The organism is Aneurinibacillus soli (assembly GCF_002355375.1).
Classification (GTDB): Bacteria; Bacillota; Bacilli; order Aneurinibacillales; family Aneurinibacillaceae; genus Aneurinibacillus; species Aneurinibacillus soli.
In genome coordinates this window covers 1,519,740-1,539,854 of sequence record NZ_AP017312.1, presented here as the reverse complement: position 1 = coordinate 1,539,854, position 20,115 = coordinate 1,519,740, and the positions used below count along the sequence as shown (strand labels likewise).

The 20,115-nt window shown below is 42.6% G+C and carries 17 protein-coding genes and 2 pseudogenes; 9 read left to right on the top strand and 10 right to left on the bottom strand.

Features of this window, described 5'->3' with window-relative positions; genetic code table 11:
* The first annotated feature begins 277 nt into the window (after positions 1-277).
* Positions 278-1,027, top strand: coding sequence for a hypothetical protein (locus CB4_RS07815; RefSeq protein ID WP_231956191.1), 750 nt, complete (start codon positions 278-280; stop codon positions 1,025-1,027).
* Positions 1,028-1,684: 657 nt separating this feature from the next.
* Positions 1,685-2,296: a hypothetical protein gene (locus tag CB4_RS07805; RefSeq protein WP_096464705.1), complete on the top strand. Its 612-nt coding sequence runs from the start codon at positions 1,685-1,687 to the stop codon at positions 2,294-2,296.
* 65 nt (positions 2,297-2,361) lie between these two features.
* On the opposite strand, the gene CB4_RS21955 is transcribed toward CB4_RS07805, so the two are convergent.
* From CB4_RS21955 to CB4_RS07785, 4 genes are all read right to left on the bottom strand, one after another.
* Positions 2,362-3,126 carry a carboxymuconolactone decarboxylase family protein gene (locus CB4_RS21955; protein ID WP_172890831.1) on the bottom strand — a complete coding sequence of 255 codons (765 nt, stop codon included), beginning with the start codon at positions 3,124-3,126 and terminating at the stop codon, positions 2,362-2,364.
* Positions 3,123-3,515, bottom strand: a complete 393-nt coding sequence (locus CB4_RS07795; protein ID WP_096464701.1) for a MerR family transcriptional regulator — start codon at positions 3,513-3,515, stop codon at positions 3,123-3,125. Before CB4_RS07795 ends, CB4_RS21955 begins: the two co-directional genes overlap by 4 nt.
* 123 nt (positions 3,516-3,638) lie before the next feature.
* Positions 3,639-4,940, bottom strand: a complete 1,302-nt coding sequence (locus CB4_RS07790) for a (Fe-S)-binding protein (protein ID WP_096464699.1) — start codon at positions 4,938-4,940, stop codon at positions 3,639-3,641.
* A complete protein-coding gene (locus CB4_RS07785; RefSeq protein WP_096464697.1) occupies positions 4,940-6,346 on the bottom strand; it encodes an FAD-binding oxidoreductase in 1,407 nt (468 codons plus the stop codon). Before CB4_RS07785 ends, CB4_RS07790 begins: the two co-directional genes overlap by 1 nt.
* A gap of 123 nt (positions 6,347-6,469) precedes the next feature.
* On the opposite strand from CB4_RS07785, the gene CB4_RS07780 reads away from it, so the two are divergent.
* The 3 genes from CB4_RS07780 to CB4_RS07765 all read left to right on the top strand — a co-directional run bounded on the left by CB4_RS07780 (position 6,470) and on the right by CB4_RS07765 (position 10,008).
* Positions 6,470-6,826 (top strand): transporter substrate-binding domain-containing protein, encoded by a 357-nt coding sequence (locus tag CB4_RS07780; protein WP_231956247.1) that lies wholly within the window; start codon positions 6,470-6,472, stop codon positions 6,824-6,826.
* 614 nt (positions 6,827-7,440) lie between these two features.
* On the top strand, positions 7,441-8,100 hold the full coding sequence (locus CB4_RS07770; RefSeq protein ID WP_231956190.1) for an ABC transporter permease: 660 nt from the start codon (positions 7,441-7,443) through the stop codon (positions 8,098-8,100).
* Positions 8,101-8,319: 219 nt separating this feature from the next.
* Positions 8,320-10,008, top strand: a complete 1,689-nt coding sequence (locus CB4_RS07765; RefSeq protein WP_231956189.1) for a methyl-accepting chemotaxis protein — start codon at positions 8,320-8,322, stop codon at positions 10,006-10,008.
* A 55-nt stretch (positions 10,009-10,063) separates the two neighbouring features.
* Here the strand turns inward: CB4_RS07765 and CB4_RS21485 are convergent, their stop codons facing one another.
* Positions 10,064-10,201 (bottom strand): hypothetical protein, encoded by a 138-nt coding sequence (locus tag CB4_RS21485; RefSeq protein ID WP_231956188.1) that lies wholly within the window; start codon positions 10,199-10,201, stop codon positions 10,064-10,066.
* A 14-nt stretch (positions 10,202-10,215) separates the two neighbouring features.
* A complete protein-coding gene (locus CB4_RS07760; protein ID WP_096464687.1) occupies positions 10,216-10,989 on the bottom strand; it encodes an alpha/beta fold hydrolase in 774 nt (257 codons plus the stop codon).
* A 245-nt stretch (positions 10,990-11,234) separates the two neighbouring features.
* On the opposite strand from CB4_RS07760, the gene CB4_RS07755 reads away from it, so the two are divergent.
* The 4 genes from CB4_RS07755 to CB4_RS07740 all read left to right on the top strand — a co-directional run bounded on the left by CB4_RS07755 (position 11,235) and on the right by CB4_RS07740 (position 14,013).
* A complete protein-coding gene (locus CB4_RS07755) occupies positions 11,235-11,441 on the top strand; it encodes a hypothetical protein (RefSeq protein ID WP_096464685.1) in 207 nt (68 codons plus the stop codon).
* Entirely contained in the window at positions 11,414-12,388 is a 975-nt protein-coding gene (locus CB4_RS07750; RefSeq protein WP_096464683.1) for a response regulator, read from the top strand. The genes CB4_RS07755 and CB4_RS07750 overlap by 28 nt, the downstream gene beginning before the upstream one ends.
* Positions 12,389-12,478: 90 nt before the next feature.
* Positions 12,479-12,820: a zinc ribbon domain-containing protein YjdM gene (locus CB4_RS07745; RefSeq protein ID WP_096464681.1), complete on the top strand. Its 342-nt coding sequence runs from the start codon at positions 12,479-12,481 to the stop codon at positions 12,818-12,820.
* A 473-nt stretch (positions 12,821-13,293) separates the two neighbouring features.
* Positions 13,294-14,013, top strand: coding sequence for a DUF4386 domain-containing protein (locus tag CB4_RS07740; RefSeq protein ID WP_096464679.1), 720 nt, complete (start codon positions 13,294-13,296; stop codon positions 14,011-14,013).
* Positions 14,014-14,021: 8 nt separating this feature from the next.
* On the opposite strand, the gene CB4_RS07735 is transcribed toward CB4_RS07740, so the two are convergent.
* The 4 genes and pseudogenes from CB4_RS07735 to CB4_RS07720 all read right to left on the bottom strand — a co-directional run.
* The gene (locus CB4_RS07735; RefSeq protein ID WP_096464677.1) at positions 14,022-14,606 is read right to left on the bottom strand and encodes a Crp/Fnr family transcriptional regulator; all 585 of its coding nucleotides are present in this window, start codon (positions 14,604-14,606) and stop codon (positions 14,022-14,024) included.
* Positions 14,607-14,934: 328 nt separating this feature from the next.
* Positions 14,935-16,437, bottom strand: a complete 1,503-nt coding sequence (locus CB4_RS07730) for a malate:quinone oxidoreductase (RefSeq protein ID WP_096464675.1) — start codon at positions 16,435-16,437, stop codon at positions 14,935-14,937.
* A 454-nt stretch (positions 16,438-16,891) separates the two neighbouring features.
* Positions 16,892-18,787 (bottom strand): annotated as a pseudogene (locus CB4_RS07725) (adenosylcobalamin-dependent ribonucleoside-diphosphate reductase); the annotation flags it as partial.
* A 526-nt stretch (positions 18,788-19,313) separates the two neighbouring features.
* Positions 19,314-19,991 (bottom strand): annotated as a pseudogene (locus CB4_RS07720) (ribonucleotide reductase N-terminal alpha domain-containing protein); the annotation flags it as partial.
* Positions 19,992-20,115 lie beyond the last annotated feature (124 nt).

Sequence of the window (20,115 nt, the reverse complement as noted above, 5' to 3'; positions counted from 1 at the left end):
AGAAGCCCGAGAGAAAACACGAAACCGATTATAAGGTAGGAAAAGGCAAACACCTTTTCCTACCCTAGATCATTCTTGTGTCTTCTCCCTTATCATTTCTCCCCTTATCTTATTTCATAGACAAACGCCCAACGAATATTAAAATACTAAAAAAAGATGATTATAATGAGTTGGACATTCATTAAAGGATGTACCGCGTTGCACTTTTACTTTTTTATCTGCCTGTGGAGACGAGACCTCCCCTTCTTCTGTCAATATTCAGCAAGAACATAACAATATGAATGTTAGAATATCTTCAAAATATTTAGGGGGAGTGATAACCTTGCGTGGTTTTTTATATGCTATTCAGTTCGTTTTTTCTATAACAATATTTACAACCATTTATGCTATGGCTCGTTGGCAAGCAAGTGATATGACAGTACCCAATGGAAGGTTAGATGAGCTTGGTTATGTAGCAAAGCATTATCCAAGTACCATTCTTATAATGGGAATTTGTTTCTGCTATATTTTATTTTCCGTGTTTTTGATTTTTAATCACTGGAAGTGGAGGAAACCCTTAAATTTTAATCAGAAAGGTCTGCTACATGTATGTTTGGGATTAATGCTTAGTATCATCTCATTTTTTCTTATCGCATCTTTTACTAAAGATCTTTATATAAATTCTAAAGTGATAAATCACGGAGCAACTTTTATTTATCTAACACTATTTATTTTCGTATATTTTCTGGTTTCCTTAGCTGTGTATTCACATGCATTATTCAAAAAATATAGCCAAAAAATTAATATACTATTTATACTTATGAATTTTTCATTACTAGGCATAAGTATAGTAGGAGAAGCTCACTTGGTTAAACATCGGTTGATACAATTGGGGGGGCCTTCCATTCTTACCTCACAGATTTTCAACTTAGGTTGGTTTAATCAATATACTAATATACTATATTTTAATATTTATACCTTTTTAATAGGAACGTGTATTACTTTGACAGTGTGTGGAATTTATTATGGTTTTTATGCGAGAAAATGAAAGTATACCCTGAACCTGTACAAACTGAATCATAAACTTTCGTATGTATAGCGAGGGAGTCACTTCCCTCGCTTTTTTACTTACAGAAAACATGGTCAGCAATGCGGACTGTCGCGGTACGGGAGCGAATCCAATTCGGCTTTGACGTAAGTTTTCTTGGTTATGCGCCTTTGCCTTGGATCGCGCCCCGCCAGCAAATTCTGGCTCAGCGTAAAAAGGTAGACGACCAAAACCATATATTTTTTATGGTCTTTAATTGTAAAAAAGTATGTTTGTATTTTTGTGGAATTGAGCAACTTTGGTGGTGGGAGGAAGAGAAGAGAGAAGCCATTCGCTTCGATACGCGTTGCAGGGAAGTGTAGGCTGTCCGCTCCAGAAGCCCGCCGAACGTGTCCGCAAAAGAGGACCCACGATGTTTTTTCATGGAACGGTTGCGGACAAGATCCCGTTCGTCGGTCTCCTTCCGCTGGGTAGTCGCGTACAGTCGCTCTCTTGCTTCTCTCTTCTCTCCTCCCAGCAAAGTTGAGATTCAAAAAAACCAAACATTCCTGTTTCTAGCTCAACTATGCTATCGGCAGCCTATTTCCTACACAAAAGAGCATAGACAAACGCCTAACAAATGTTAAAATAAGTAAAATAATAAAAAGGATGATAATAATGAGTTGGCCATTCATTAGAGGATATACCACAGTTGCACTTTTACTTTTTTTGTCCGCCTGTGGAGACGAGACTCCCTCTTCTTCTGTCAATATTCAGCAAGAACATAAAAACACGAATGACACCGGGTATCGAAAACCTGCAGCAGCTGATATTCAAGCATCTCCAGCATTTAATGAGGTACCGATTGAGCAATTGGACCAAAACATCACTCAGCATGCGTTCAAAAAATTACATAACGCTTTACCTGATACGAAAAATTATAAGATTGCAGCTGTATGGAGAGGACAAACTAAACCGAATGATTCATGGAGTATAGCACTCTTTAAGGATATAAATAATCCAAAATCAAATCGAGCTATTATAGACATTGACGCTACGACAGGCAAGATAACAAGCATTACGGGTATATCCTATCCTGTTCCTTCATTTGCATCAGAGGAAGCACGAACAAAATACATTACGGACATACTCGGAAATTTAGTCGATAATATTTCAGACTACGAGTTACAAAGTACAAACGGTCCATTTGTTTTTAAAAACAGGAAGCATCCTGAACAAAAAATGATTGTCGGAAACGCTCCGTTCCTTGATTATATTCATCTAGAGTAAGGACATCAGCTCTGTGCAAAGTCGGAGAACCACACTTACACTCTTGAACATCAGACCCAAATTTACTAGGGTAAGAAGACCTTTTTCGCGACATTTATGGCGTTTAATACCTTAGGAAAGCCCGTATACGACGAACATTGTAGCAGTGCTTCGATTATTTCTTGTCTCGTTAGACCTACACGAATCGCGGCATTGATATGAACGTGCAATTGCGGCTCACATCCTCCCTGTGCCGTTAAAGCTCCTAAAGTGATGAGCTGTCGTTGCTTAGAGTTCAGTACCTGGCGGCTATAGATTTCACCAAACGCAAATTCGATGATTTGTTCTGCTAAAGCAGGAGAAATCTCGGTAAGTGAACGAACAACTGCTTCTCCGTGTTCTCCATCGATTTCCTGGAGCTTTTCCAATCCCCTCTCCCGCCTTCTTCCTCCATTCTCTAGTTCATCCTTTATGTTTACTTTGATATTTTGTTCTTCAAAAACTTGCTTCGTAATGGCAATGGCATTTAGAGCACGAGGGAAGCCACAAAACGGAATACAATGGGTGATGATTTCTACTATTTCGTTCGGAGTTAGCCCTACTTTCAAACCAAAGTTGATGTGCCATTTTAGTTGATTTGGACAATCTCCTAGTGAAGTTAATGCGGAGATCGTGATCATCTGTCTTTGTTGATGTGTAAGTAGTGGATTACTAAAAGCTTGCCCGTAAAATTCGATAATGTATCTACCGATGTGTGGAGATATATCATGTAAATGATCGAGCACTCCTTGAATCCCTTCCTCATAAGTTTCATATAAAAGTTTCTTTCCGATTGCGTATGATGAGTTCATTTCTTTCTCTCCTGTTCGTTGTTTTCTAATTCCCATTGACGGTAAAACTCTACTTTTGCATGGATGGATTCCATGTTTTCTTGCAGTTTTTTAATTCGTTCCGTTACCTCTTTTTGATGGGCCTCCAGTAATATTCTCCTTTCTTTAATCGTAGCTGGACCTTGCCTTCTCAAGTTGGCGACTTGCTGCATTTGTCGGATGGACATTCCTGTAGTTCGAAGTTTTACTAAAAAACGAATCCATTCCAGGTCATTCGCGGAATATTGACGGCGACCGTTTGAACCTCTAGCTATAGCATGAATCAGTCCATTTTTCTCATAATAACGTAGAGTGTATGTGCTAATGCCAGTAAGATCAGATATGGCTCGAATGCTCAAATATTGTTCCATGGAGTAATCTTACATCTTAGAGCGCACTCTAAGTCAACTAGGGAAGAGCCAACAAAAAAACTCCTGTGCAATGAATCCATATCATTGCACAGGAGGCTCTTATGATAATCGGATGGGAATTTCCTACGATATTCCTGCCGCTTCTGCTAAGTATTCAACAAGATGTACGGCTCGCATTGAGACAGCTTGTCCTTCTCTTTCAATGCCCATTTTCATTTGCAGCAGACAGCCCGGATTCGTTGTGATCACGACATCAGCTTTAGTTGCCTTCGTATGCTTCATTTTTTCATCCAGAATATCCATCGACTGTTCATAATGCACCAGATTATAAATGCCAGCCGAACCGCAGCACATATGCGCCTGTTCCATCCCGATGAATTCAATACCCGGCACACTGCGAATGAGTTCGATCGGTTCGCGTGTCACCTTCTGCACGTTGGTCAGGTGACAGGAAGGCTGATACGTAACCCGCTCACCCGGGCGAGGCTGAAGATGCAGTCCGCCGCAGGCAGTGAGAACCTGACTGATATCTCTAGATTTCTCCGTGAATGCCTGCGCCCGTTCGCTCCATTCCGGCTCGTCTGCCAGAAGATGAGCATACTCATACAGTGCTGCGCCACATCCTCCTGCGTTATTGACAATAAAATCAACCGATTCCTTTTCAAAAGCGGCAATGTTTCGCTCCGCTAGCTTCCTTGCTTCATCCATCTCTCCAGCATGTGCATGCAGTGCCCCGCAGCATGTCTGCTCCGGGACAACTACTACACTACAACCCGCTTCTGTCAGCAGCTGTACCGACAGACGATTAATCCGCTGAAACATGGCATCCATAATACATCCGGTAAAAAAAGCGACCGTGTACTTTGCTTGTCCCTTTGCCTGTATACGTTGTGGCATCTGTTTCCGTTCAGCAGGCGATGCCGCTCCCGGGGTAATCGCTTCAAACGCTCCTACGTGATACGGAAGTTTATTTAGTAAACCAGACTTCCGGATAGCCGTTTGCAATCCGGTTCTTTCATACAGCCAGAGTGCATTCCCCGCCAGCCTCATCATCTTTTTGCTCGGAAACACCTTCGTAAACATCGTATTCCGCAACATCCGCACCGGGGCCGAGAACGTCTTGCGCCGAACGAGTGCGGCGCGGGCAGCTTCAAGAATGACTCCATATTCCACCCCGGTTGGACAGGCAGTCTCACAGTTGCGGCATCCAAGGCATAAATCAAGCGGCTCCTCAAGTACAGACAGATCGGTAATGCGTCCTTCTCCAACCATTTTCACCAGATTGATGCGGCCGCGTGGTGAATGCGTCTCCTTGCCCATCGACGCATATGTCGGACAAACCGGGAGACAGTAGCCGCACTGGACACAGCTATTCGTTTTCTCGTAAGCAAATTCGGCACGTAACGTTTCAAGAGATTCCTTCATTACGTCAACTCCAGTTTTTGCCCCGGCTCCGGAAAGATTTTACCAGGGTTCATGATGTTATTCGGGTCCCATACTTGCTTAATGCGCTTCATCATATCGAGTCCAACAGCTCCAAGCTCCATCTCCATAAACGGTGCTTTCATCGTGCCAATGCCATGTTCTCCTGACAATGTGCCACCAAGCTCAAGCGCGGCTGTAAAAATCTCCGCAACCGCTTGCTCTACCCGCTGCATCTCTTCTTTATCACGTTTGTCCGCAATAATATTCGGATGGAGATTGCCGTCTCCAGCATGACCGAATACGACGAGATGAATATTATATTTCTTGCGAATCTCCTGTAGACGTGCGCACATATCCGGGATCTTACTGCGCGGAACGGTCGCATCTTCTGAGATTTTAGTCGGCTTAATTCGTACAATAGCTGGAGAAACAAGCTTACGTGCCCGCCAGATGTCCGCTTTTTCGACCGCATTCTTTGGGATGCGGACATTTCGCGCCCCGACCGCTTCACATAGAGCCGCTACTTTTTCTACCTCATCTTTAATCGCCACCGGATGGCCGTCAAGCTCCATTAGAATAATGGCTTCCGCATCGATCGGCAGGTTGGACGGTTCATAGTTTTCTACCGCCACAATCGATGCCTGATCCATCAATTCCATCTTCGCTGGCAGGATGCCCGAGGATAAAATCCGGGAGATCGCACGCCCGGCGTCCACCAGACTATCAAACGTGATCATCACCGTTTCAGAAGCAGGCGGCTTTGGCAGCAAGCGCAAAATCGCCTTGGTAATAATACCAAGCGTACCTTCTGAACCGACAATGAGCTTCGTCAAATCATAGCCGGTCACATTTTTCACGGTGCGCCCACCCGTTCGAATCAGCTCTCCTTCCGGCGTAATAACTTCAAGGCCAATGACGTAATCTTTCGTCACGCCGTATTTAAGCCCGCGTGGTCCGCCGGAATTCTCCGCGAGATTCCCGCCAATCGTCGATACGTGTGAACTGCTCGGATCAGGCGGATATAACAATCCTTTTTCCTCCGCCGCCTTGTGAATCGCTGCGGTCAGCACGCCGGGCGAGACAACCGCTACCAAATCTTCTTCATCAATTTCCAGTATGTGATTCATCACAGATAAATCGAGAACAATCCCGCCTTGTACCGGCAGCGGTCCTCCGCTTAAGCTAGTCGACTGACCGCGTGGATACAGCGGAATCAACTCCCGATTGGCCAGCTTTACGAGCGCCACTAGCTCCTCAACGCTTTTCGTCTGTACAACCGCATCCGGCAAATAGGTACCGAATGATGCATCAAATGAATAGCTATAGCGATCACTCTCTTCTGTTAGCACCTGCCCGCTCTTTATAATCGCTCTAATCTCCTCGATTTGCTTCCTATTCAGTGCCATCGTTTCATTCCTCCTGCTGTTCTGATATGTAAGTCATGCAATCGTTAATTGTCAAATAATTAAATTCATTTATAATTTTAGCATAGTGTTACTATGACATAAGGAGGTGTAGCCGGCTTGCAGATGTATATCCGATTTATCTGTCTATGTTTTTTCTTGCTCTTCCTTTCGATCGTTCCTCTGTCGGCTGCTTCTGCCGAGCCGACTCCTGCTTCCCTTGCACCCAAAACATTTAAAATTGCAGCGGATAACCATGTCACATTCCAATACGTTCCCATGAATCTCAATGAAGCAGAACGAGAGCTGCGTGCGGGACATATCGATGCCATTGCCGGACTTTCATACAGCACCGAAAAAAGCAAGCGGTTCGACTTTTCCGACTCTTATTTTACGATGTCCGATGCACTGATTGTACCCATTGCCCAAAAAAACGCCATTCAAACAGCAGAAGAACTTCATTATCCAAGAAGACGTCATTGAACCAGCTGATTTTACCATTGCGGTCCGCAAAGGAGACACAGCACTGCTTCCTATGATCAATCGGACGCTAACAACGATGAAAGCGAAAGGAGAGCTCAACGAACTTCTTACCCACTGGCTACATCCGGGTTCTGCTTTCCAGATTACGCGACTGCAAGAATTTGTCCGTCTATTAACCGTGATTTTGGTCACGACGGGCTGTATTCTTTTGTTCATCTATATTTGGAACTACCGACTAAAAAAAGCGGTCCAGGAACGAACCGAAGAACTTCTGACAGTAAATACTCACTTGCAAGAAGAGCGCCAACAGGTCGCCAACCGTGACGCGTTTAAAGATCAGATTTTGAATAACATTTATACCGGTATCGTTACATTTGATTTGAATTTTTCCCTTACAAGCTACAATTCGCGTGCGGAAGAAATACTCCGCTCGCCTGTAGACACCTCCTTACCACTCTCGCATTCCCCGTTACTCGCTCGTATTCTCTCCCACAAAAAAACGGATCGCCTTTACGGTAATTACGATCATTTATATTTTAATTCCACTGCTGGTTGTCATTCCGGCTTCCTTCACAAGTGCAAATTATCCAAGCTTCCCGCCGCAAGGATTTTCCATGCAGTGGTATACGAAAATATTGGAACGTCCAGAATTTATGACAGCACTCGCGAACAGCGCCAAGTTCGCGCTGATTGCGGCTTTCTTCTCAGTTCTGTTCGGTACACTCGGTGCGCTCGCGATTGCCAAGTATGACATTCCGGGCAAAGCATTTATTACCGCGTTGCTAACGTCACCTTTAAGCGTTCCACAGCTTGTACTTGGCGTTGCCCTTCTTATTTATTTCACACCGCTTATGCTAGCTGGTACGGGAACGGGCTTCTTGATCGCCCATATTATCATCTGTATTCCGTACGTAATTCGGCTCGTACTGACTGGATTAAGTGGCTTTGATTACAATCTGGAGCGAGCGGCAGCTATTCTCGGAGCGAGCCCGGCTACAGTATTTTGGAAAGTAACACTGCCGTTGATTCGCCCGGCGATTATTTCGGGAGGTCTATTCGCTTTCTTGACATCGTTTGACAACGTAACGGTGTCGCTGTTTATGGTATCACCAGATATGCGTACGCTGCCGATTGAGATTTTCTCGCATATGCAGGATGCATATGATCCGCTGGTCGCTTCCATTTCAAGCGTTGTAATTTTCATCTCGATCATTCTCATCGTGATTCTGGAGAAACTCCAGGGCGTCGGCAAAATGTTTGGCGGTACACATTAATACAAAAACAACCATACAAAAGGCATTCTGGTATACGTACAATACCGGAATGCCTTTTTAAATGGGATTGCAATCTAACTCAGTTTACAAGCATCCTTGCCTTTTCGATAATTTTTATATATTATCTTATTTTGGACAGAAATATTTTCCTAATAATAAATTTCATCTACCTATGATTTTGGAGCTTCAAACATTTTAAATGGGGTGCTTATCTTGACTATGACTATCAGCAAGAAGTTAATCGGATCGTTTTTACTGATTGCTATTCTTCTCGGGATCACAAGCAGTATATCTTTTTATTATCTCAAAAAAATAGATAGCTCTTATACAGATTTAGTTGATCGACGGGCGCTAATCTTATCTAATGCACAAAAAATACAAGTGGAGGCCGCCAAACAAAATAATAACCTGCAAGGTTATCTCTTAACGGAAGATGAGAACTCCTTGAAGGATTTAAACACAGCTCACCAAAATATAGACGATCTAATCGGTAAAACATCACAATTAGTTCAACATGCTGACGATAAGAAACGATTAGTAAAATTAGAGGAGCTAAATAAACAGCTTAAACAAAAATATGATCAGTTATTACAAATTTCCCCGAACAACCAAAATTCAAATGAACTGACCGATTTTTTTAAGAAAGAAATACAGCCTATAGAAAAACAGCTTGAACCAGTAGCAGATGAAATTGTAAACGCTCAACAAAAGTTAATGGACGAAGGAAGTACAGAAAATACAGAAACAGTAAATTCCGCTGTCACACATATTGTCCTATTAAGTGTAATTGCTTTTATTTCCGCCCTATTGATTGGCTTTTTTACTTCGCGAATTATCTCAAGGCCGATTGTGCATATGTCAAAAATCGCCAAGAAAATTGCACTTGGTGATTTAACAACAGAAGATATTCACGTGAAAAATAGAGATGAAATAGGTGCTTTAGCTGAGTCCTTTAATCAAATGACGGAAAATCTTCGTCAGTTGATTCGACAGATTAGTATCAGTGCCGGATATGTAACGGCTTCTTCAGAAGAATTGACAGCTAGTGCCGAACAGTCTAGCAAAGCATCTGAAACGATTACGTTAACCATTCAAGAAGTAGCGATTAAGGCTGAAAAACAAGCACATGGTGTAGAAGAAAGCGTACAAGCCATCAATGAAATGTCCTCCGGGATACAACAGATTGCCGCAAATGCTCAAATGACCTCTTCTCTTTCAATCCAAACTTCTCAGAAAGCAGCAGAAGGAAATCAAGCTATTCAAGTAACGACGAAACAAATGGATTCCATTTATACTACAATGAATCAATTAGCCAATGTTATAAAAGAAATGGACGAACATTCGGGAGAAATCGAACAGATTGTAAAAGTGATGTCAGAGATTGCTGCTCAAACGAACCTATTAGCTTTAAATGCAGCGATTGAAGCGGCAAGAGCCGGAGAACATGGTCGGGGCTTCGCCGTGGTTGCAGATGAAGTTCGTCAATTAGCAGAAAAATCATCTGAATCAGCTGAACAGATTACACAGTTGATTACAACGATCCAAAAGAACACGCATAACGCCGTTGAATCAATGTCAGTCGGCACAAAAGAAGTCGATGCAGGCATTCGAGTTGTCCATACAGCAGGAGAACTCTTTAAGGAAATTACACATTTCGTAGGCGAAGTGACCAATCAGACCCAGGAAGTATCAGCTGCTTCTCAACAGATATCTGCCAATACAGCACAGGTGGTTCATTTAGTAGACCTGATTTCAGAAGAAGCGAAAACTGTAATCGCAGGATCGCAAAATGTATCCGCCGCTTCAGAAGAACAGTTAGCTTCTGTTGAGGAAATTTCCTCCTCTGCTGCTTCTTTATCTAAAATGGCGGAAGAATTACAAGCATTAATTGGAAAGTTCAAGGTGTAATCATGTCCGAGATCATGAAGTAAAAGCCAGGCATCACTTTGCCTGGCTTTTTTTCTTACTTTTGGCTATCCTTCGACTCTTTGATTGCATTTACATTCGGCAATTCGCTAATATATCCGATCGCGCCAGCACGTTTGCTATCAAAGTTTTCATTGATTTGTTTGACTACTTCTGCCTTTAAGTCCGCAGGCATTTTACAAAGCTGGTTTATCGTTTTGAAGCCAAAATAAAATTCTTAATCAGATGGTTTAATTCTTTAGGCTTTTTTGTCGGGATCTGATGTTTCACATTGGATATCAATGTGAATTCACTATGTGTTACATTTTTGTGTATAACATTACCATACGGATGAAATTTTTTATCTTTCCCCCCGTATACCAGTAAAAGAGGCAAGGAAATGTTGTGCAATCGACTTGTACAGTTATACATCAAGCTGTATCGATAGTACTCTCCTACATTTTTTTTGTTGGTTTTTTTAGCATCTCGTACTAACGCTTGGAACGTGGATGGTGTGTCAGAATTACTCCAGGCAATCGAGAAAGCAAGCGGAGAAATCGCCCCGGCATTCGCAAGCACCATTCCTACTGTAATTCTGTTCTTTAACCACCAGGTATTTACCTCTGATATTCCACCAACAAGAATACCACCTAATGCCCGCTCAGGAGCCGTTAACAAAAATTCTAAGGCGATGGAACCCCCTGTTGAATACCCACATACGAATGCTTTTTCCACTTGGAGATGATTCATGATTTCTTTCATATCTTCTACAATAAGCGGATAGGTCAGAGGCTGCCTAGAAGGTTCACTTTTCCCATGCCCTCTTATGTCAAAAGCAATAACAGTGAAATCGTTTGACAGTTCATCGAGCTGATATTTAAAATTCGCACCACTAAGCATAGGAGGATGAATAAAAATAAGCGGAGTTCCGCTCCCTTGAACAGTATAGTGCAAAGAACCGTCATGTACCCTTATTTTTCCCATAAACGATATCACCTCAGTTATACATAAAATCACTCGGTAAGATGAGACGCATCCCCTCTTTACTGCATATTTAGTAATGCGTACTATATAGAACAACTATACATAGCACAGAGCAGCCTGTTGAATGCTTAATTTCGTGCCCTGTGTATGGGATTATAGGGTGAATCACTCTTATTCACGAGCCGGTGTCCATGATACAATTACCGTACTATAGCTATTTGTTTATATCTGATTGAGGTGCATACATGAAGACACGACTGATCACTTTTTTTCTTTGTACCCTTGCTTTCATTGGGATTTTTTATGGAACATGGCGGATGATTGATAAATTCAATCACGAGACATCTCCGCAGGCACATCATGGATTGCTCGATTTATCCACATGGGATTTCACGAAAGATGGAGCTGTTCCTCTTAAGGGGGAATGGGAGTTTTATCCGAATCAAACCTAAAAGTGCTGCTGGGCGCTCTTGACTCTATGGGCTATTCCGTCATTGCAGCCAAAAATGGTCAAGAGGCATTGGACATGATTCATAGTCATCCGATGATTGATCTGGTTATTCTTGATTTAATGATGCCTCGCATATCCGGGTTGGACGTATGCCGCACGATCCGTAGCACGCATACGCTCACTGAGATTCCAGTTCTTATCCTAACTGCGGCAGGACAAATCGGCGACATTGTCGCTTCTTTTGAGGCTGGAGCTAATGACTTCTTGCAGAAGCCTGTTAAGCTTCCCGAGTTGAAAGCACGAGTGGAATCATTGCTCCTGATGAAAAAATCTGTCCAGGAAGCCTTGCAGCATGAATTGGACTTTTTGCAGGCACAGATTACCCCGCATTTCTTATATAATACACTGAATACAATCGTATCTCTTTCCTACAAGGATGTAGAGAAAATGCGCGATATCATTAATGATCTTACTTATTATTTGCGGGCCAAGTTTGACTTCTATAACCAGGAACGACTTATTCCGCTCACTCGGGAACTTGAACTTGTACGAGCTTACCTTGGAATCGAGCAAGTACGCTATTCGACGCGACTACGTGTTATGTTCGAGATCGATGAGGAGATTGCTTGTTTATTACCTCCACTTACGATTCAACCGCTCGTTGAAAACGCAGTCCGGCATGGCATTGCCCCGAAACTTTCGGGTGGAACGATTACACTCTCTGTCTATCAGACAACAGATATGATTTATATTACCGTTGCAGATGATGGAGTCGGAATCGCGGAATCTCGCATGAAAGAAATCGTTTCAGGTCAGTACAAAGGGGTCGGGCTTAGAAGTGTGGACAAACGATTACAAACTTTCTATCAGTGCCGTCTGCAAGTCGAAAGTTCCTATGGGACAAGGACAACGATCACGATCGCATTGCGAAAGGAAAAGCTACTCTAGAACGCTATACATCACGATAAAAATTAAAAAATGGACTTTAGTATAATGAATAGATTAGAATTAACATTGACGAATGGAGGAAATGAAACGATGTCTAATTTGCCAAATTGCCCAAAATGTAACTCAGAATACACGTACGAAGATGGGAGTCTTTTGATTTGCCCAGAATGTGCTCATGAGTGGACGTTAGAATTAGAAACGGAAAATAGTGAAGATAAAAAGATCATCAAAGATGCAAATGGAAATGTCTTAAACGATGGTGATTCTGTAACAGTAATCAAAGACCTCAAAGTAAAAGGAAGTTCATCAGTCGTAAAGATAGGTACAAAAGTAAAAAACATACGTTTGGTTGATGGAGATCATGATATTGATTGCAAAATTGATGGTTTTGGAGCGATGAAATTAAAATCTGAATTTGTTAAAAAGGTATAGATGGAGTTTTAATGCAACAGAACCAAAATCGTTTCTATTATCAAAAATAGACAATCGTATGAAAGTGAATAATTGAAAAGAAAAGACGTTCATTAAGGTAGTTTTGCTGCTTAATGAACGTCTTTATTCAAACTTCCGCTTTCGATCGCTTATGGTAATACTCACCGTAATAAGTTAAACAGTGATTCATCTCTCTGTTTCTTCAGTATACTCCATTGAGTTAAAGCCTCTTAAATCGTATCCTTCTTAAAGATAAAGTGTATGTTGCTAATGCGCCAGAAGTACGACCATTCCCATCTACAAAATGACTATCGTTAGTAACTGATAGCCACAATAGCTACTTTAACTATTCCTTATATTTTTTATATCCTTTATTTACCAAAATAATGATTGCACTCTTGACTTAAGTTAATGACCAGTCATAGATCTCCTACTATAATGAAAATCAATAATGTAATATAGGAGGTTATCTTATGGCTATCTCAGTAAAAGAACTATCATATCAGCGAAAATCTGCTTTAACTGCTGGCACTTCACTTATCATCATGACACTTGCCGCATTTTTTTCCTATGGCTTTGTTCATGGAAGCCTTGTTGTACAAGGCGATGCCAGCGCCACATATAACAACATCGTGTCATCAAATAACCTTTTCAAAGGTGAAATCTTTGGTTGGGTCATCATCATGATTACTGACATTCTGGTCGCCTGGGCTTTCTATGTGTTTCTAGAGCCAATTAATAAAAGCCTTTCATTGCTCGGCGCATGGCTCCGTCTTACTTATACGACTATATTGGGAATTGCCATACTGAACTTGATATTTGTGCTGCTTCTCTCGAGACATACAAACTATTTATCCTCATTTAAAATCGAACAAATTCAAGCACTTATGATGCTATTTTTTGAAGCATTCGAATCTATTTGGTCTATTGGTTTGATCATTTTTGGTGGGCATCTGTTGATTGTGGGCTATGTGGCTTTCAAATCAGACAGCATTCCTAAAGTTATCAGCATTTTATTGTTGCTTGCTTCAATAGGCTATATTACCATTCACCTAAGCAAAACGTTTCTTCCACAATATGATGGGGTAATTTCAGTACTTAATCTTGCATTTACTATACCAATGATTGTAGGAGAACTAGGCTTTGGAATATGGCTGCTGTTCAGAGGAGGAAAACTCCCCAAAAATACATGACAACCTTTCTAAAAATCACTTGTATTGATCCGCTTCTTGATTCTACTTAATGACTCTGGGGTAATACCAAGATAACTCGCCAATTGATGTTGAGGTACACGATTGACTAGATGAGGTCTTTTTCGTACTAGTGCTTTGTAGCGTTCTTCAGGTGTAGAAGCGATAAATGAAGCCAATTCATCTTGTACCTCACCCAGGTTTTCTTCTACCATCTTGCGTGTCATGGTTTCTAATTGTGAATATTTGTGAAACATGTCCTTTTCGGCATCAAGATCACCAACAACCAATATACAGTCTTCTAGACAAGTTAATGTGTACGCGGATGACTTATTTTGTTTATGATGATTGAAAATCGAAACCGCTTGCTCTTCTGTGTAGAAATTGGATGTGACTTCTTTTCCCGTTTCATCTATCGAATACTGCCTTACACATCCCTTCAATACGAAATAACATTTAGTGGGGACATCTCCTTGTCTAAGGAGCATTGTTCCTTTTTTATATTCTTGAACTAGTATATCTTCAACGATTGCCTGTTGTTCTTCTTCGTTAAGTGTTGTGAATCTGGCTAAATACTTCAATAATATGCTTTTCATTTTGCTTTCCTTTCAGCTCTTTAATGAAATGGTAAACCGTTGGCAGAGCCAGATTGAATGCATGGTATGTAGTCAGCTTATCTTATATAATATATATGAAAAAACTAAAGGAAGCATAAACTTGCCAAAACGGCAATTTATGCTTCCTTTAACATACGGGTTTTTCGGTTATTCCAGATTTGCCAATTTTACTGGTATGGCATTGCTGATTTGTCTTCCTATGAACATAGTGTTTCCGTAATAAATATAAGCGTAAGGAAATATCTGAACATACAGTAGAACCGTGTTCCCCTGTATCCGGCATGGTCGTGACAAATAAGGATCGTCTCTATGCGTATGCGTACTGTTTTTTACCCTCTAAGCCAAGCGTCTGCGCTGTTGAAGTATGAATTTCGTCGATAAGCTCTGGGTTTTCCACTAGTGACATACCATAAGAAGGAATCATTTCTTTTATTTTCGGTTCCCACGCTTTTACATGTTGCGGGAAGCATTTTTTTATTACCTCAAGCATGACGTGAACGGCGGTAGAAGCACCCGGAGAAGCGCCGAGCAATGCTGCTATCGAGCCATCAGCGGCACTAACAACTTCCGTACCAAATTGAAGCGTTCCTTTGCCGGCAGCAGTATCTTTGATAACTTGCACACGTTGGCCAGCTACCACTATATCCCAATCCTCGCTTTTGGCGTTCGGGATAAACTCGCGTAACTCTTCCATGCGTTTTTCTTTCGATAACATAACTTGCTCGATCAGGTATTTTGTCAACGGAACGTTTTTTGCGCCTGCCGACAACATAGTTAAGACATTATTCGGTTTTACGGTACCTAACAAATCAAACATTGAACCGGTTTTTAAAAACTTTGGTGAGAAGCCAGCAAACGGTCCAAAGAGCAACGATTTTTTGTTGTCGATAAATCTTGTGTCAAGATGTGGAACAGACATTGGCGGAGCACCAACCTTAGCTTTGCCGTATACTTTTGCATGATGCTGCGCTACAACATCCGGATTGTTACACACCATAAATAGTCCGCTTACCGGGAATCCTCCAATGTGTTTTCCTTCAGGAATACCAGATTGTTGCAGTAAATGCAGACTTCCTCCCCCGCCTCCGATAAAGACGAATTTTGCAGTATGGCGTTCGACTTTACCGCTATCGACATTCCGCACTTTCAATTCCCACGAGCCATCGCTAGTACGTTTAATATCATCAATATTATGTTTGAATTTTATATCGACGTTTTTACTCTTTAAGTGGTCAAACAACATGCGCGTTAAAGCGCCAAAGTTGACATCAGTTCCAGAATCGATTTTTGTTGCCGCTATAGGTTCATTCGATGTCCGCTCTTTCATAATAAGCGGAAGCCATTCCATCAGTTTTCCTGGGTCATCGGAAAATTCCATCCCTTGGAATAGGGGATTGTTTGACAGCGCCTCAAAACGTTTCTTTAAAAACGTTACATTTTGTTCCCCTTGTACTAAACTCATATGAGGCAATGGCATGATAAAGTCCTGCGGATTACGTATCAGATTACGGTTTACAAGATAAGACCAAAACTGCGTTGAAACCTGAAACTGTTCATTAATTTTTATAGCTTTGCTAATATCTATAGATCCGTCCGGTTTTTCGACAGTGTAGTTAAGCTCGCATAGTGCCGCATGCCCCGTTCCCGCATTATTCCATTCGTTAGAGCTTTCCTCTCCTGCGTTTGCGAGCTTCTCAAATACTGTAATTTCCCAGTCCGGTACTAATTCTTTCAGAAGTGTCCCCAAAGTGGCACTCATGATTCCGGCACCAATTAAGATAACGTCTGTTCTAGTTTGTTTGTTGCTCATTTTTACCGTCCTTTATACCCTAAGATTTGCAGAAAGGATGTAGGCGCTCCTGCTTAGGCGCTACAGCAAGCCGCCAGGTGCGACCTAGTCACACACCTTTTCTGTATCGATTATAACCCTATCATAGTGTATCACTATTATTTATAGATTGAAAATATTTTTTACTATTTTAAAAGAATAAACAACAATGAGTATGATACACCATAAATATAGAATACTCCCATACCTTTTCATGCACAAAGGACAAATCTTGGTTTTGTATCTACAAAAAGCAATTTTAGTTATGTAGCTATCTATAAACAGCTCATAATTTGGCACCTATCACAGAATCCCTCAATTATTAAATTCTTAATAAAAAGGTGAAGACAAGTATGTCTTCACCTTTTTGAATAATTATTCATCAACATTATAATGAAAAATCACAGAAAATCCAGCTACTTATCGAAAACTCCTCTTATGAACAACGAGAGTAGCCGCATGCTTCACAATGTTTGCAACCCTCTTCCGCAACGAGAGCTGCCGCACCGCATTCTGGACACAAATCAAGTCCTTCACGGTACACATCCCCGTCTTCATCACGGTCATGCTTGTGCGTATTAGCTGCCGGAGTTGCTAGCGCAGACGCATCTGTATAAGTGGCTTCACTTGCCGAAGCAACCGGTGCGCTGTCATCATCTCCATCGAGATAGAATTCAATCGCTTTGGCTACCGCATCTGGAATCGAATCGACACGCTTAGCACCGAAGCCGACTGCGCCGGAGCCACCGATACCTTTGAGATGCTTAATCAGCAGGCGGGCTTTGTTGCCATCCGGCAGTTCTCCGAAGCGAAGGAACAGTGTCGATACGCGACCCAGTGCTTCGGACATCGCAAATACGTCACTACCCGCTTTTCCTACATTTACAATTACTTCAAACGGAGCGCCATCTGCTTCATTCACCGTAATATACGCTTTGCCAAGCGGTGTTTTCATTTTGTATGTCGCGCCTTTGAGGCGAAGCGGGCGGCGACGGTAATCTTTCGTCGGAGCTGCTTCGTCAAGGTCCGTTGACTGCGCGATTTTTTCGGCTTTTGCCGGATCTTTCTTGCTGTCTTTCTCGTCCTTTTTCGTTGTCAGAACTTGCACGTCGCGGCTACCATCACGGTAAATGGTAACCCCTTTGCAGCCAAGATCAAAGGCGAGTTCGTACAGCGCTTTTGTTTCTTCTACCGTGAAGTCAGCTGGAGCGTTCGCTGTTTTACTGATTGAGCTGTCTACCCATTTCTGGATTGCACCCTGTACGCGTACGTGATCTTCTGCTTGGAGGTCCATCGCACTTACGAAGTAATCCGGCAGTGTGTCTGAATCATTCTCTTCCATCCATTGCTTCGCGATCGGCACGTACTGCTTGTCGAAGCCAAGGCGGCTCTGACGGAAGTATTCAAATGCATAGAAAGGCTCAATTCCTGTACTCGTGCCGACCATGGTTCCAGTTGACCCGGTAGGAGCCTGTGTCAGAACGGTTACGTTGCGCATCCCTTGTGTACGGATCGTTTCGCGCAGCTCATCATCGAACTGCTTCATGAAGCCGCTCTCCAGGAATTTATCTGCAATAAACGCCGGGAAGCTGCCTTTTTCCGCCGCAATTTCGGAAGATGCAAGGTATGATTCACGAGCGATAAATGCATACAGCTTGTCCAGGAATTCAAGCGATTCTGGGCTGCCGTAACGGATTTTCAGATCGATCATCATTTCCGCAAGGCCCATCGTACCCAGACCTACGCGGCGCTCGTTTTTCTGATTGGCTTTGTTTTCTTCGAAATGGTACGGTGTTGCGTCGACCACGTTATCGAGGAAACGAACAGAATAACGGACAGCTGTAGACAGGCTATCCCAATCGACTTCACCGTCTGTAACGAATTTTGATAGATTAATAGCGGACAGGTTACATACGCCCCATCCTGGAAGTCCTTGCTCCCCACACGGATTCGTACAAATAATCGGATTGAAATACCAGCTGTTCGACATCTGGTTGTAGTATTCCATGAATACAACACCCGGTTCAGCCGATTTCCATGCCGATTCAATAAGCATGTGCCACACGTCGCGTGCGCGAACCGTTTTGTATACGCGCACTTCTTTGCCGAGCGACAGCCATTTATCAAAGTTTCCGTCCCATACTTCATCGTATTCCGGGTCTGTCGTATCTGGGAATTTCAGCTCCCAGTCGAGGTCTTCTTTTACGGCTTTCATGAAGCCGTTGCTGATGCAAACAGATAGATTCGCATTCGTAATCATGCCCATATTTTGTTTAACGGTAATGAACTCCAGCAGGTCAGGATGCCAGTCGTTCATCATTAACATAAGTGCCAATTCCTTACGTCGGATCGCTACTCCGACTCTCTAAGTCACCCTAGAGATGAGACCATATCTTACGCCGTTCTGCGGCGCCCCTGCACTTCGGATTCGCTTGAATCCTACTCTACTCGCTTCCACACATTCGTGTGTGCTTTTGATGGTCGTTGGACCTTCCCCATATCTTTTTTCGTAAAAAGACGTAGGGGCTTGGCTGCTGATTGTCTTTACCGCCGTGTTATTTTCAAGCATTCACGCCTACCGTTTCCAGTTACGTTGTAGCTAACGCGACAAATACGATGCAATTGTGCTTTTTACTTCCTTCAATCTGTGCAAAATGTCATCTTCCCTGCTTATTATGAGAAAATATTTCTTCGCAGATTGCACAAATCTGTTCACTTTTTGCATCATATTGTTTCATGTGATTCACCTCAAATTTTAATCACAATTATGCTTAATCTTTGAAGTAACACATGCAAACGAAAGAGTTCCCAGCAGTTCACAGGGTTACGTGGCACACTTGATTAATTTACCTTGTTTTACCACGTCTTGAGCCACCTTGCTCAATTAATCCGGTCGTATGACTAAACAATCCACCCCATGAAACGGAACCGCTTGACGATCCGTTCACGCCTTTGACTTGCGCACGGCGCGGGCGAAGACTCGAAAGGTTAATTCCAACCCCGCCGCCTCGAGACATAATCTCCGTCATCTGACCGAGCGTATCCATAATGCCGCCCCGGCTGTCATGCGGAGAAGGAATTACGTAGCAGTTATACAGCGTCAATTCATCATTCGCACCGGCACCGGCCGCAATTCGCCCACCTGGTACAAGCTTCCAGTCCTCAAGCAGACCACGGAACTTCTCTTGCCATTCCTGCTGCTTCTCAGGCGTTGTCTCAACAGATGCAATCGTCTTCGCCAGACGATCCCACATCTCTTCTGGTGTTTTCTCCAGTGTGCGAAGCGCTTTCTCAGCACTCGATATCACCGTCTCACCGTTCTGCAATTCAACCTCGAGTTCACTGCCTGTCCGTTTTGTTACAATCCCGACTTCTTTCTTCGGAAACTTCGGATCATCATGTGTTAGAACAAGAACCGTATCGCCTTCCTGAATGTGGTCCGGATCTGTATCTTTCAGAGCATACCGATCAAGGAAAATTTTCTCGCTTAAACCTTCAAGCTTCATTTTTCCTTGTGATTCAGTTACTGCCTCCATTTTTCACCCTCCAGTTATACTATGTACCAATTGACCATAAGACGGCCTGTCTGATACAGTTAATCAGTGTCTTATTAGTCTACCCCAGCGCTGGATGCGCGTCAATATATTGTATGCACTTTAA

Excerpts from the sequence above, each read along its gene's own strand:
- CB4_RS07815 (WP_231956191.1), top strand. The coding sequence starts at position 278 with ATGAATGTTAGAATATCTTCAAAATATTTAGGGGGAGTGATAACCTTG.
- CB4_RS07805 (WP_096464705.1), top strand. The coding sequence starts at position 1,685 with ATGAGTTGGCCATTCATTAGAGGATATACCACAGTTGCACTTTTACTT.
- CB4_RS21955 (WP_172890831.1), bottom strand. The coding sequence starts at position 3,126 with ATGAACTCATCATACGCAATCGGAAAGAAACTTTTATATGAAACTTAT.
- CB4_RS07795 (WP_096464701.1), bottom strand. The coding sequence starts at position 3,515 with ATGGAACAATATTTGAGCATTCGAGCCATATCTGATCTTACTGGCATT.
- CB4_RS07790 (WP_096464699.1), bottom strand. The coding sequence starts at position 4,940 with ATGAAGGAATCTCTTGAAACGTTACGTGCCGAATTTGCTTACGAGAAA.
- CB4_RS07785 (WP_096464697.1), bottom strand. The coding sequence starts at position 6,346 with ATGGCACTGAATAGGAAGCAAATCGAGGAGATTAGAGCGATTATAAAG.
- CB4_RS07780 (WP_231956247.1), top strand. The coding sequence starts at position 6,470 with ATGTATATCCGATTTATCTGTCTATGTTTTTTCTTGCTCTTCCTTTCG.
- CB4_RS07770 (WP_231956190.1), top strand. The coding sequence starts at position 7,441 with ATGCAGTGGTATACGAAAATATTGGAACGTCCAGAATTTATGACAGCA.
- CB4_RS07765 (WP_231956189.1), top strand. The coding sequence starts at position 8,320 with ATGACTATCAGCAAGAAGTTAATCGGATCGTTTTTACTGATTGCTATT.
- CB4_RS21485 (WP_231956188.1), bottom strand. The coding sequence starts at position 10,201 with ATGCCTGCGGACTTAAAGGCAGAAGTAGTCAAACAAATCAATGAAAAC.
- CB4_RS07760 (WP_096464687.1), bottom strand. The coding sequence starts at position 10,989 with ATGGGAAAAATAAGGGTACATGACGGTTCTTTGCACTATACTGTTCAA.
- CB4_RS07755 (WP_096464685.1), top strand. The coding sequence starts at position 11,235 with ATGAAGACACGACTGATCACTTTTTTTCTTTGTACCCTTGCTTTCATT.
- CB4_RS07750 (WP_096464683.1), top strand. The coding sequence starts at position 11,414 with ATGGGAGTTTTATCCGAATCAAACCTAAAAGTGCTGCTGGGCGCTCTT.
- CB4_RS07745 (WP_096464681.1), top strand. The coding sequence starts at position 12,479 with ATGTCTAATTTGCCAAATTGCCCAAAATGTAACTCAGAATACACGTAC.
- CB4_RS07740 (WP_096464679.1), top strand. The coding sequence starts at position 13,294 with ATGGCTATCTCAGTAAAAGAACTATCATATCAGCGAAAATCTGCTTTA.
- CB4_RS07735 (WP_096464677.1), bottom strand. The coding sequence starts at position 14,606 with ATGAAAAGCATATTATTGAAGTATTTAGCCAGATTCACAACACTTAAC.
- CB4_RS07730 (WP_096464675.1), bottom strand. The coding sequence starts at position 16,437 with ATGAGCAACAAACAAACTAGAACAGACGTTATCTTAATTGGTGCCGGA.